The sequence below is a fragment of the Pedobacter antarcticus genome (assembly GCF_900112985.1).
GTDB lineage: Bacteria > Bacteroidota > Bacteroidia > Sphingobacteriales > Sphingobacteriaceae > Pedobacter > Pedobacter antarcticus.
Genome location: NZ_FONS01000007.1, coordinates 51,644 through 64,849, shown reverse-complemented (window position 1 = coordinate 64,849; position 13,206 = coordinate 51,644). Strand labels below are relative to the sequence as shown.

The 13,206-nt window shown below is 41.7% G+C and carries 14 protein-coding genes; 6 read left to right on the top strand and 8 right to left on the bottom strand.

All coding sequences use genetic code 11. The features are described from left to right. Positions 1–349 precede the first annotated feature (349 nt). Positions 350–754: a response regulator transcription factor gene (locus tag BM192_RS14780; RefSeq protein ID WP_051759513.1), complete on the top strand. Its 405-nt coding sequence runs from the start codon at positions 350–352 to the stop codon at positions 752–754. On the opposite strand, the gene BM192_RS14775 is transcribed toward BM192_RS14780, so the two are convergent. Then, positions 741–1,880 (bottom strand): histidine decarboxylase, encoded by a 1,140-nt coding sequence (locus BM192_RS14775; protein WP_037437993.1) that lies wholly within the window; start codon positions 1,878–1,880, stop codon positions 741–743. The two genes, BM192_RS14780 and BM192_RS14775, sit on opposite strands and share 14 nt — an antisense overlap. A 154-nt stretch (positions 1,881–2,034) precedes the next feature. Between BM192_RS14775 and BM192_RS14770 the strand changes: the two genes are divergently transcribed. The 5 genes from BM192_RS14770 (at position 2,035) to BM192_RS14750 (ending at position 4,646) form a co-directional block, all read left to right on the top strand. Continuing rightward, on the top strand, positions 2,035–2,517 hold the full coding sequence (locus tag BM192_RS14770) for an Lrp/AsnC family transcriptional regulator (RefSeq protein WP_037437994.1): 483 nt from the start codon (positions 2,035–2,037) through the stop codon (positions 2,515–2,517). An 84-nt stretch (positions 2,518–2,601) separates the two neighbouring features. After that, complete coding sequence (locus BM192_RS14765) at positions 2,602–3,129, top strand: helix-turn-helix domain-containing protein (RefSeq protein WP_037437995.1); 528 nt, start codon at positions 2,602–2,604, stop codon at positions 3,127–3,129. Between the two features lie 103 nt (positions 3,130–3,232). Next, entirely contained in the window at positions 3,233–3,625 is a 393-nt protein-coding gene (locus BM192_RS14760; protein WP_037437997.1) for a hypothetical protein, read from the top strand. A 19-nt stretch (positions 3,626–3,644) separates the two neighbouring features. Next, positions 3,645–4,067, top strand: a complete 423-nt coding sequence (locus tag BM192_RS14755; RefSeq protein ID WP_037437998.1) for a Dabb family protein — start codon at positions 3,645–3,647, stop codon at positions 4,065–4,067. A 114-nt stretch (positions 4,068–4,181) separates the two neighbouring features. Then, complete coding sequence (locus tag BM192_RS14750) at positions 4,182–4,646, top strand: hypothetical protein (protein ID WP_037438017.1); 465 nt, start codon at positions 4,182–4,184, stop codon at positions 4,644–4,646. 8 nt (positions 4,647–4,654) lie between these two features. Here the strand turns inward: BM192_RS14750 and BM192_RS14745 are convergent, their stop codons facing one another. The 7 genes from BM192_RS14745 to BM192_RS14715 form a co-directional block, all read right to left on the bottom strand. Then, on the bottom strand, positions 4,655–6,460 hold the full coding sequence (locus tag BM192_RS14745; protein WP_234797566.1) for an ABC transporter ATP-binding protein: 1,806 nt from the start codon (positions 6,458–6,460) through the stop codon (positions 4,655–4,657). Further along, a complete protein-coding gene (locus BM192_RS14740; RefSeq protein ID WP_037438001.1) occupies positions 6,411–8,150 on the bottom strand; it encodes an ABC transporter ATP-binding protein in 1,740 nt (579 codons plus the stop codon). The genes BM192_RS14745 and BM192_RS14740 overlap by 50 nt, the downstream gene beginning before the upstream one ends. A gap of 70 nt (positions 8,151–8,220) precedes the next feature. Then, a complete protein-coding gene (locus tag BM192_RS14735) occupies positions 8,221–8,745 on the bottom strand; it encodes a hypothetical protein (RefSeq protein ID WP_037438002.1) in 525 nt (174 codons plus the stop codon). A 118-nt stretch (positions 8,746–8,863) separates the two neighbouring features. Further along, on the bottom strand, positions 8,864–10,111 hold the full coding sequence (locus BM192_RS14730) for a sulfate adenylyltransferase subunit 1 (RefSeq protein ID WP_037438794.1): 1,248 nt from the start codon (positions 10,109–10,111) through the stop codon (positions 8,864–8,866). Then, positions 10,111–11,016 carry a sulfate adenylyltransferase subunit CysD gene (gene cysD / locus BM192_RS14725; RefSeq protein ID WP_037438796.1) on the bottom strand — a complete coding sequence of 302 codons (906 nt, stop codon included), beginning with the start codon at positions 11,014–11,016 and terminating at the stop codon, positions 10,111–10,113. The genes BM192_RS14730 and cysD overlap by 1 nt, the downstream gene beginning before the upstream one ends. Before the next feature lie 14 nt (positions 11,017–11,030). Then, positions 11,031–11,735, bottom strand: coding sequence for a phosphoadenylyl-sulfate reductase (locus BM192_RS14720; RefSeq protein ID WP_037438799.1), 705 nt, complete (start codon positions 11,733–11,735; stop codon positions 11,031–11,033). Position 11,736: 1 nt separating this feature from the next. Beyond that, positions 11,737–13,203, bottom strand: coding sequence for a TSUP family transporter (locus BM192_RS14715; protein WP_051759656.1), 1,467 nt, complete (start codon positions 13,201–13,203; stop codon positions 11,737–11,739). Positions 13,204–13,206: the final 3 nt, after the last annotated feature.

Here is a 13,206-nt window from a genome sequence, read left to right as displayed (position 1 = left end):
GGTTTTCAAGGATGAAAAATATTTTTTTACAACATAGAATAATAAAATGAATGCAGAAGCGTCTATATATCTGAGAGCGTTAATTTAGAAAGCGGGGATAGGTCGGAGACTTATCTCCGCTTTTATTTTTCACGAATTATGACTAAGATCATTTTTTACACCTATCAGATGGAATTATATTTGGACTGATAATTTATTCAGTAGCGGGTGGATGCCGGCACATAATAATAGGGTTAGACCAACAGGTTCTGCCCTTTTATTATGTGCCGGCTTTTTTTATTTGAAAATTGGTACATGATTTGTCCATGAAAACTTAACACGAAGTTATTAATGACATAACCCAATCTTTATGAAAGAAGAGGAGTGTGTTCCTCTAAGCCCGATAAAAATGATTAAGCAAATTTATGTTGTAGAAGACGACCAGGATATTAGACAGATTATTGAATTTATTCTGGAAGAAGAAGGTTATCAAGTCACACTCTTTCCAGACGTCACTTCTTTTCAGGCAGTCATGGCAGATGACAGACCTGATCTTTACCTGCTAGACGTAATGCTGCCGGATGGAAACGGACTTGAGTTATGTCGTGAAATCAGGACTAATCAGAAAATAAAAGATATTCCCATTATTGTAATGTCCGCACATGCAAGGCCCGAAAATATCTTCGGACAATGTAGTGCAAATGATTTCATAAGTAAACCGTTCGATCTGAATGAGATTCTATACAAGATTAAGAAACAGATTACGCTGCATTAATCTTCTTATGATCTTCAAGGAGTTCGCCGACAAGCTGGTCTATCTGGGCGAACGTCACATTGGGCATACAAATAATATGGCACCACCCATCTTCCATCGCCAGCTGCCATTTCAACCGCACACGCTCGCCTGGAGCCGGCATATTTACCGTTATTGAGTTAGGGTTTCTCCAGGCTTCAATACCATTCTCCCTGAGCTGCTCTTCCGCATAAGCTGCCACTTTAAGACTATGCAGGGCACGTGCACGAAAGCCATCCTCTCCCAGCTTTTTGAGCGTGTACCATAGGAACAAAGGACTGTGTCCGTTTCGGGAGCCGGTAATCGTCGTATCCATGCTACCTGTATATGAGACAGAACGGGCAATTCTATCCCTGTTATTTTTTTTCACTATGACTACACCGCAGGGAATTGGTGAACCAATGAACTTATGCCCGCTGATCGCAATGGAATCTGCCCCATCTGCAAAGTCAAAAGCCGGTCTTGGTTCAATGAAAGCACTGTAACTTCCCGATAACGCACCGTCAGCATGAATATAATAATGTTGAATCGCCAGATCCTGCAGTATGGCCTTAATCTTACGGACATCGTCTCTGGCTTCAGTCATTGTAGTGCCAATGTTCGCAAAAATGATAACAGGCATATGTCGGTTCATACGGATAGTATCCCGAAGATCTTCATAGTCTATCTCTCCGCTACGCTGTGTTCTGATAACAATATTCTGCATATTCAATAAGTGCAGGTTTTTCTGTACACTATAGTGCGTAGCCTGCGAAAAATAAACCATTCCTTTAGGATGAATTTCACGCGCCAGATACAAACCATATAAATTACCTTCCGATCCGCCGTTAGTCACATAGCCCCACCAATTATTTACGGGCGCACGAAAAAGTGCCGCGAAAAATTCCAGTACCTCAACCTCCAGTCCGCGCGTACCCACCTGATAGGTGGATTCTATAAAGGGGTCACCAAGGTTGTTTATCGGAAACTTCAGGAATTCAGCAAGTTCATCATAATTGAAATCTTTAGACACCGGATAGCCCAGCATTAGTTCTGCGTCTGCAGTTAATTTCTTTTTCAACTCAGCTAACTGAAGCATCTCAGCGTCCGGCAATTGACTCGTTCTCATAACAGGGTTAGTAAAAATATAATTCTGTAAATTAAGTCAATCACATTCAAAAAAACCACTATAAACATCATTTAAGAAAATATACATTATATTTACAGGATATACAGTAAATTTATACTGCTAAGGAATAGAAAATTAAAGAACACAGCAACAAATGACTACCCCAGCTATTTTTGACAAAACTGATCATCAGATTTTAAAGGAATTACAGACGGATGCCCGCCTGAATGCTAAACAAATAGCCGGCAGAATCGGTCTCAGCCTTACGCCAACCTATGAAAGACTTAAAAAGATTGAACAATCCGGAGTCGTTCTGCGTTATGTAGCCGTCCTGGACAGAGATAAAATAGGTAAAGACATTGTAGCATTGATACAGGTTTCACTCCGATTGCATTCTAAAGCGATGATTATAGATTTTGAGCAGGCCGTAGCAGCAATTCCTGAAGTCATGGAGTGTTTCCATGTCGCCGGCAATTTTGATTATTCATTGAAAGTTGTTGTTTCCGATATGAAATGTTACCAGGACTTTCTATCCAATAAGTTGGCTGCAATAGAGAATATTGCCCATGTGCAGAGTTCCTTTGTAATGAAGGAAATCAAATATCAGACAGCATACGACACTGACAATAAAGATTAACAAGGGATAATTCACCCGAAATTCTATCGCCATTTATACATTATACAGTATCGGTTAAGATAACCGATACTGTTTTATTTGTCTGTGTCGAAGAAAGATTATAGTGCGGTTAAAGAATACGGTCAGCGTATTAGGGCATTCAGAAAAGCAGCAGAGCTTTCCCAGAAAGAACTTGCTACGTTTACCGAAGTCCATCAGCCCTATATAGCCGCTATTGAGAACGGCGACCTTAATATCGGCATAAAGATCCAGGAAACTATAGGTCAGACTTTTGGCGTCAGGTATTATCAGCTTGCCGATCCGGAATTCCCCATCCCAGCCAGAGAAATATTAAGGGATAATATCAGAAAATACCTAATCAGCAAACAGATAGATCCGGCATGGCTTAATGAAGAAACGCCAAATCTCTCTCATTACGTCGACATGATATTAAATTCTGATTTCTTAGACAAACCCAGGACTGCAAAAGCGATCGCACAAGAAATTGCTGCCAGATACCGGGTTACTGCCAGTGCAGCAAGGGTAACAGATATTCTCAGTCGAAATCCGAGAAGACAGCTGGTACAAATTACTAAATCTAAAAATAGCCGCCTCAATATTTATCAGCGGTAAATTCATCTTAATCATTTCCAACGGTCTTTGCACCGACGGATATGCGCTTAGATACATGAATTAAACTATAATTTTCTTATCTTTCAATACTTTAAATTTAGGTATGAAAAGAATTATACTCGCACTAAGTATTCTTACTGTAATACTAGCCGGCTGCAAAAAACATGACAACCAGGGAGATGCTTCCTCCGGTGATGGCGTCATTGGCACCTGGCAGTCTGTAGCGGTACTCAACGATATTGGAAACGGTAAAACTCCTTGGAGAGATCTTCCAGCCAAAGACCGCACACTGATTTATCTTTATGCAAACGGAACCGCAAAGGGGCTGAATGATTATAAAAGTTACACGCTCGAGGATGAAGGACGCATAATCTTTACCAAGGCTGATAATTCGAAAATAAGTTTGATTTATACCCTGGCTAACAATAAAGAAATGATAATGACGCAGGGCGCATGTATCGAAGCCTGCCTCATCAGATATATTAAAGTCAAATAATCTAATCCGAACCTAATTTATGGCCAATTCAACACGCAGAAAATTCATTGGAACAGCAGCAGCAATGGCAGTTACAACTACTGTAGCTACAGCAATGCCTTTTTCATCATCAACTAATGTTATGGAACAACAGTATCCGGTAGTACATCATGTTTTCTTCTGGCTAAAAAACCCAGATTCTAAAGCTGACCGAGACCTGCTTGTAGCAGGCGTTAAAACACTATCTAAAATCGAGACAGTTAAAGGTCTCCACGTGGGCATAGTAGCCGACACAGAGAAAAGAGACGTTATTGACAGTAGCTGGGGCGTATCAGAACTACTTTTTTTCAACGACCTTGCGGGTCAGGCTGTCTATCAGACCCACCCTATCCATCTCGCCTTTATTGAAAAATACAGCCATTTATGGTCTAAAGTAATCGTTTATGACATCGCTCAAGCTTAGCGTTTAGCGCTGTCATAAACTTACCTACATATAACAGGCCCCCGTGCCTGTTTTTTTATGCGCAAACAATTTATGGAAACAGGAGGTTTTATACATCATAAGGAAAAGTCTACTATGAAAAAATTAGCCCCAATCTCCGGTCTCCTGTTTGCCTTAATATTCATTCAGGCATGTTCTTCGCCAGATAGTAACCAGAAAAAAATCACTGATACCGCCTGGACAACAACCTGCTACCAGGCTATAGATGGTCAGGATACCGCAACCCTGCAACTCAAAACATTCGAGAAAAAGGCAGAAGGTGATCTTCATTTTAAATACAAAGGGAAAGATGATCAGCACGGTACAATAGCTGGTAAATTCAGTGGCGACACCCTGCTGGTTAACTTCTATCTACGCAATGGTCAATCAAAAGAAACTTTTACTAATCCACTGGCCCTTTTAAAACAGGATAGCGTACTTAAGCTGGGAATAGGAGAAATGGAGACTATGATGGGCAGAACATATTTCCGCCCCGATGTACCCATTAATTACGACCGTGGCAGATTCATTTTTGAACCTGTTCCCTGTAAAACAGAATAGCGGCTGAACTAGCTGGATCTTTTACCCTCCATTAACCGCGAAACAGCTTCTGAAAAGGAACCCGCACGGACTACTTCACCTGAATTAATGAAGAAAATTTCATCTGCATTCTCAATCGTGTTGAGTCTGTGCGCAATAATAACCTGAGTTGTATCCTGAGCCAGATTATCCAGTATCTGTCCGAGTAACTGTTCGGTAATGGTATCAATATTTGCAGTCGCTTCGTCCAGGATTAATATTTTTGGTTTCCTTAATACTGCCCGCATGAAAGCAATAAGTTGCTTTTGCCCTATACTGAGACTGTCACCTGAGGACGTGACCGGTGTTTCCAACCCCTGGTCAAATGTAGTTAGCAAACCCTCCAATTTGGCTTTCTCCAAAACCACTTTAAATTGCTCATCAGTAAATCCCGCATACAGGTTATTATGGTAAAGCATATTTTCTTTAACTGTTCCTGAGAACAGAAAAGGATCCTGAAGGATATAGCCGATTTTCGCAGTGCGCTCTTCATCGGTATAAGTTCGGATATCTTTACCATCCAATAAGACTTCTCCTTCCAGAGGATCATATAATCTAGCCATCATTGCAGCAGTTGTAGTTTTACCTCCTCCTGTTGGCCCTACCAGTGCATAAGTTTTACCGGCTTCCAATGAAAAATTAATATGATGCAGGATCTCGTAACCTCCGGGATAGCCAAAATGTACATTCCTGAATTCCAGAACCGGGCTGTGGTCATCATTTTCGGCAGTCCCTGCAGATAAAGTAAGCAGATTGTTCTGTAAAGCGAGTATCTGAGTTATCCTTTCCCAGCCGGCCAGTGCCACCTGCAAACTGGTCCAAAGTGCGGCGAGCTGCCGTAAAGGGTTGTAAAAATTTGTGGCATAAGCCAGATAACTGACTAGCAAACCGACGGTAAAATTTCCCTGTATAATCAGATAGATACCAAATGCGAGCACAACCAACTGTGCAATCGATGAAAATAACCCGAATACGGGCATAAAGAGCATGTTTGCCATACCCGATCTGATTGCAGTGTTATAATTATCTGTATTTGCCTGTTCAAATTTTTCCCGGAAATAATCCCTGCGATTGAAAGCAATAATTACTTTAAAGTTATTAAGGCTCTCCTGAATTTCGCCACTCATCGCACCTGTACTTTCCAGATTTCGTTTATTCCGGTACTTTACCCAAGGCGAAATTACTTTAGTAAACACCAAAATAAATAAGGCTGGTACCAGTGTAGCCAACCCCAGTTCGGGGTGAATAACCAATAGAAAGATACCGGATCCGATCATCATTACAATCGTTCCAACAAACTGCATTAACGATTGAGAAAAAAACTGACTCAGTTTATCGGTATCATTATTTACTCTGGAGATCAGATCTCCGGCCTTATTTGCATTAAAAAAAGCCAGTGGCAGTTGTTGTATCTTACCAAAGATGGAGTTTCTCAGTTCGAAAATAATCCTTTGACCTACTCCTCCCATCAATTTGGTTTGGAAATAACTGGCAATGAAAGCAATCATGTATAAACCAAGCAGTATGCCTGCATAAAGCGGCACACCTTTAAAGTTCTTTTCCATGATGTAATGATCTATGGTATACCCGATCAGAAGCGGCCCGAGCAGATTGAGAAATGCGTTAATTAGTATGGCACATAAAGCGAGTAACAAAGTTTTCCGCTCCTGCTCGACTAATTTCAGTAAACCTTTTAATCCAGCCCAGGTAGATACTTTTTCCGCAGATCTATCTGCATTTTTAAGCTCATAGTTCATAATTGCTTGTGCTTTGCTGGGAGTTAAAAATCTGTACATATTCAGGACTGCTTTCCATTAATTCCTGATGTGTGCCTTTGGCAAGCACTTCACCTTGCATGAGCAGGATGAGTTGTGAATAATGCTGTACCGCAGCAATCTTCTGTGTAACTGAAATCGTGGTCATACCTGGATAGTTCCGGGAAATATTGGTTAGAATGCGCGCTTCGGTCTGTAAATCCACACGGGCAGTAAAATCGTCAAGTAATAAAATTTTAGGATCCAGAGCTAATGCCCGGGCAAGCATAATTCTTTGCTTCTGCCCTCCAGATAAACTTAAGCCTCTCTCGGAAACTTTAGTATCCAGTCCATTTGATAAACCACTTACAAATTCTCTCAGTTCGGCCGTGCGGATTGCCTTCTCTAAGGATTCATCGGTAACGGTATCACTGAAAGCAATGTTCTCCCTGATACTCAGGTTAAACAAGATACTGTCCTGAAATACAAATCCAATCTGTTTATAAAATGCTTCCGGCTGATAAGCAGAAATAGGCTGTTGATCATATAATACCTGTCCGCTTTCGGGAATAGTTAAGCCTGTCAGTAAGTACAACAACTGTGTTTTACCTGCCGCAGTAGGACCGATAATAGCCACACGCGCACCGGGTTCTACCTTAAAACTTATATCTTTCAAGGCATATTTCTGCCCAAAACGCAGACTGAGATCTTTTACTTCCACCGCACCTTCCAGCGCCTGGTTTACAACTCCGGTAGCAGCCGGATCTTTAGCTTCCAGTACTATCACTATCCGGTTATAGGATGCCGTGGCCTGTGCAATCACATTACTCATAAAACCTATAACCAATATTGGAAAGATCAAAAGAGCCAGATAGCTATTGAAAGCAGCAAACTCTCCGATACTCATACTCCCGCTGACCACAAAATGACCACCGAGTACCAATATGGATAGCCCTGCTATATTCGCTGTAAATACAATAATTGGAATAAGCCAGGCAAATAACCGGAGAATACTTAAGCCGATATCTCTCGATTCCTGACTAGCCTTAAAGAACTTTTCATATTCCAGGAATTGTGAATTGATCACCCGGATGAGTGCCGCTCCTAAAATACTTTCGTTAATAACTTTGTTAAGCCAGTCTATTACTTCACGACTCCTTTTAAACAAAACTTTAACCCTTCTCAGTACAAGGTAGAATGCTCCGCCTATAATAGGAATAATGGCAATAATCATTAAACCTAATTTCCAGTTTATGCTTAGCAGTAAAACGCTTGCCCCGATGATAATAAAAAGCGAGGAAACAATGGAAACAATTGCCTGCGAAACAAAGAGCTTAATAGAATCTACGTCGGAAGTGAGATTGGTAAGTAATTTGGCGGGGGTTGTATTTTCAATAAATGTAAAGTTCTGCACTGAAATCCGTTCAGCGATCCGTGTCCTTAGATCACGGGCTACTTTCTCAGACGCATAAGTCTGAACGACTCCCTGCAGTAAACTGAACACGAAAATTACAAATGCGACCGATACGAAACTGACGATCATATTCGGGAACGAAAAAGAATGATGTTCAAACGCATCTATGCCCTGTCCGATTAAACGCGGAAGCCAGAGGTTTAAACCATTACTAATCAAGGCAAATAGTATGAGTAAACCTATTAAGCCACTGTATGGCCTGAGCAGACTAAATATACCGGGTGTTTTTTGTGCTTGCTGCTGCGGTGTAGCTTTCATGAATATTTTAAATGTCTACCTGCAAGGAAATTGCGGATTTAAAGATAGAAATTAGAGTTAGAATACCAAATCATTTCTTTCCAAGAGAGACTGAAATCGCTTTTGCATATACAACCGATAGTACCCCAATGACCAGTTTGAGTCCCAAAATAACCAGAAGCTGTATTTCGCCATCTCTATTGGCCTGCCCGCCCTGTATCAACTGCAAATGCTGTCTGAATTTAAAAAGAAATTCGGGCAAGGCCTGGACAATGGTAATCAAACCGAGCAAAGTCAATGCGATCTCGTAAATTGTTTTTCGTTCCATTCCGGCACCTGTTTCCACTTCCATGTCTTCCTTGCGGCAAATCCGATTTGTGATGTCCTTCGCTTTGAAGATCAGTAAGGCTGCAAAAATAGACAGTAAGATAAAACTGGCGATAGTAATTATAAAAATTGGCCATTGATCTATTTCTCCAGGCTGTTCGCTATGGTTCGGGTTCTGTATAACAATACTGGCGAACATCAGTACATCCCGGAATTGCGTGATCAGTATTGTAATCAGGTATAAACCTAAAATTCTGATCGCTATTTCATATATGTCTGATTTCTTCATCCGATAGCTATCATTTATCGTCCCGATAAATTCCGGGCTTCCGGCAAAGTAGAGAATATATGTTGCATAAAAAAACAGGCCTTAAGCCTGTTTTTTTATGCAACATATATTCTCCAGATTAAACTGCCTCTCTGAACATCAGTGCAGCTACGGTAAGGTTAGTTCTGCTATCAATCAAAATGGCTGCGCCATTGGCTGGATTTTCATCATACCAGTCAAATGCCAATTCGTCTGCCGTTTTAAGTTCGACCCTCCCGATATCATTCAGATGAAAAGTATCGGCTCCTTCTTTTTTCATGGTGTTGATATCAACTTTATACTGGATATCGGCAATCTTGCATTTCGTGATTTTGCTGTTATGCTGCAGCAGGTAAGTTAAAGAGTGATCGAGCTGTTTCTGATCCATCCAGCATAAATCTGCAGCAATATTTTTGGTCTGCTGAGTAAGTCTGGCAGAACTGACCAAAACATCTCCCCTGCTGATGTCTACCTGATCTTTAAGATGAAGTGTAACAGACATGCCAGTCAATGCTTGCTCTGGCTCCTTATCAAACACTTCTATCCGGTCGATTACAGATTGTTGGCCTGAAGGCATAACGGTCACCGCATCGCCTTTTTTAAAGGTTCCGCTTAGGATTCGACCGGCATACCCTCTATAATCATGCAGATCTTCAGTCTGCGGACGGATTACCCATTGAACGGGCATTCGTGCATATACTGAAGGCAAATGACCAGTTACTTCGACGTTTTCCAAAAAATAGAGTAGACTGGAACCATCATACCATGGCATATGGTCGGAGCGATGGACAATATTATCTCCTTTTAAAGCGCTTACCGGAATAAAGTTTACTTTATTAAGGTTTAGTTTGGCAGCCAGGGCTTCATAGGCTTGCGTGATTTCCCGGAATACAGTTTCACTATAATCAACCATATCCATCTTATTAATACAAACGGCAAGCTCGGACACGCCTAGCAGAGATACCAGATAAGAGTGTCTTATAGTCTGTTCGACAACACCTTTTCGGGCATCTATCAAAATAATCGCTAGTTTGGCAGTAGAGGCTCCGGTAACCATATTTCTGGTATACTGGATGTGCCCCGGTGTATCAGCAATTATAAACTTACGCTTTTCGGTCTGGAAATACTTATAAGCCACGTCTATCGTAATACCCTGCTCCCGTTCGGCACGAAGTCCATCGGTAAGAATCGCAAGGTCGATAGTACCGTCGTCATTTTTCCTGTTCGAAGCCTGCAATGCTTCCAATTGATCTGCAAGAATCGAATTGGTGTCGTATAATAACCGCCCGATTAATGTGCTTTTGCCATCGTCAACGCTTCCGGCTGTAAAAAACTTTAATATATCCATTAAAAATACCCTCCTTTCTTGCGGTCTTCCATCGCTGCTTCTGATACTTTATCGTCCAGTCTGGCCCCTCTTTCACTAATTTTTGATGCACTTATCTCTGCAATAATGTCATCAATCTGGTCTGCTTCTGATGCTACTGCTGCTGTACAGCTCATATCTCCCACTGTCCTGAAACGAACCTTGCGGCTCACGATCAAATCTTCCTCATCCATATTTAAATAAGGTGAGGCAGCCATTAACTGGCCATTTCTGGTGATACAATCCCGCTGATGTGCGAAATAGATACTCGGAAGATCCATTTTTTCACGCCGGATATAATTCCACACATCCAACTCTGTCCAGTTGCTGATAGGAAAAACCCTTACATTTTCACCTTTCTGAATCCTACCGTTATAAATATTCCACAGTTCAGGACGCTGTCTTTTTGGATCCCATTGTCCGAATTCATCACGCACGGAAAATATTCTTTCCTTGGCTCTGGCTTTCTCTTCGTCCCTTCTGGCACCACCTATACAGGCATCAAAACCATGTTCTGCAATGGTATCCAATAGGGTAACCGTCTGTAATGCGTTCCTGCTGGCATTTTTCCCTTTTTGCTCCAAAACTTTTCCCTGATCTATAGCATCCTGCACGTACCCGACTATGAGTTTTTCGCCCAGACGTTCGACCATTTGATCACGGTAAATAATAGTTTCTTCAAAATTGTGTCCGGTATCAATATGTACCAGCGGGAACGGAAACTTACCTGGACGGAAAGCTTTTTCAGCCAGCCTTACCAGTGTTATAGAATCTTTTCCACCTGAAAACAAGAGTGCAGGTTTTTCAAACTGCCCGGCAACTTCCCGCAGAATATGAATCGCTTCTGCCTCCAGTTCATCTAAATAATCTAATTTTTGTGCTTGCATGTTCTTTTTACAAATTATTTTGTGGCGTGCAAACCACATTCTTTCTTCGACTGATCTTCCCACCACCATCTCCCTGCACGGAAATCTTCTCCTTCCTGTACAGCCCTGGTACAGGGTGCACAGCCGATACTCGGAAATCCTTTATCATGGAGCGGATTATAGATAATATTATTTTCACGGATATAAGCTTTCAAATCTTCCAGTGTCCAATTAAAAACCGGATGAAACTTAATCAGCTGATTCTGTTCGTCCCATTCCAGGTTACTCATATCCGTCCGGTTAACTGACTGCTCTGCCCGAATACCCGTAATCCAGCATTGCTGCCCTGCAAGCGCCCGTTTCAAGGGACCCATTTTACGGATCGCACAACATTCCTTCCGGTTTTCTACCGAAGTATAAAAACTCGAAGGCCCTTTGGTGCTTACCATTTTTTCCAGTTCCGCTGCATCCGGATAATAAGCATGGATCGGCTGATTATATCTCTCCAGCGTTCTGTTCCATACATAATAGGTTTCCGGAAATAAGCGGCCGGTTTCCAGTGAAAACACGCTTACGGGCAATTGATTCTTGAAAATAAAATCGGTAATTACCTGGTCTTCCCAGCCGAAACTGGTAGAAAAAGTAATCTTTCCCGGAAATCTGTCTGCCAGCAAACTGATAGCCGATACCGGATCTTTGCCTTCCAGTTCCGCAGCAATTTCTTCCAGTAGTGCTTTCATATTATAATACTTTTAAAATAAACATAATTACGCTTCTTAAGCTCACAAGGATCACTATGATACCTACTGCCACCATAATACTCTTTACCGAGATCCGGTTGGAAACTTTAGCAGCAATAGGCGCTGCCAGTGCACTCCCGATAATTAATCCTCCGACCGCTTCCCAATGAACATATTTTAACATGGTGATAAAAGTCAGTGAGCTCATCAATGCGATAAAAAAACGGGTGATCTTCACTGTTCCCAGAGAAAACCTGGCATTTCTACCACCTGCTATTAGACTGGATAACACTATAGAGCCCCATCCACCACCACCAACAGCATCAATAAAACCACCGAAGAACCCTAATGGAACAATCTGTTTTATCTTTCCATTCTTGCGCTTACCAGGTTTCTTGAATGCTTTTGACAAGATCACTCCACCCAGAATTAATGTATACACCGAGACCAACGGTTTGGTATAGGCACTGTAATGTTCCAGGGAAGAGAGTAGAAATGCGCCACCAACAGCTCCGATTACACCGGGGATAATTAACAGGCGAAATAATTTCCAGTTAATATTCCCCATTCTGTAATGCATCCAACCAGCGATTCCATTGCTTAGCACTTCTGATAAATGAACGGCCATACTCGCCGAAGCTGGTGGTAGCCCCATAGAAAGTGAAAATGCAGTTGAGGTTACTCCATAAGACATACCAATAGCACCATCAACCATGGCAAAGATGAATCCGCCGAGTAAAAACCAGTAAAATATAGGATCTATATTGATCAGATACTCCTGAAACTCCGGTTCCCGGTGCCAAAAGATTGCCAACAGGATCGCCAGTGATAACATAATGGTTAACCATACCAGCCATTTAAAAAATGGAAAAGACGGCGACTTAGCCGCGGGTCTCACTAAAACGGCACTCACTTCGTTTAACTTTTGTACTTTGTCCTGAAAATCTCCATCCAGGGTTTGACGAAATTTACTCATTTGCTGCAGTGTTATATCTAATCCGTCAGGTAGATGTTCTTGAAATAATTCTTTTAATCTTTTCGCTATGGTCGGAGACTTTCCATTGGTAGAGATCGCAATTTTTAAATCGCCTTTTTTCACTATCGAACCCAGGTAAAAATCACAGAGTTCTGGTTTGTCTGCAATATTTACCAAAAGACGCGCATGATGCCCATCTTCAACTATTCTTAAATTGAGTGCCGGGTTATTCGTCGCTGCAATAACCAGGTCTGCTCCTGCCAGGTCTGCAGCTTCATAATTTTTATGTTCCAGAATAATCTGTGGATATTCTTTTGCAAAAGCATACACTTCGTCAGAAATCTCGGCTGCAACTACCTTAATTCGCGCCTGTTCACTCTGCCTGACCACGGCCTGGAGTTTCTCCAGACCTACAGGGCCGGCCCCTATGACCAGCGTCTGCATTTGGTTTAATTTCAGAAATACAGGAAATAATTGGTTACCCAGCGGCATATT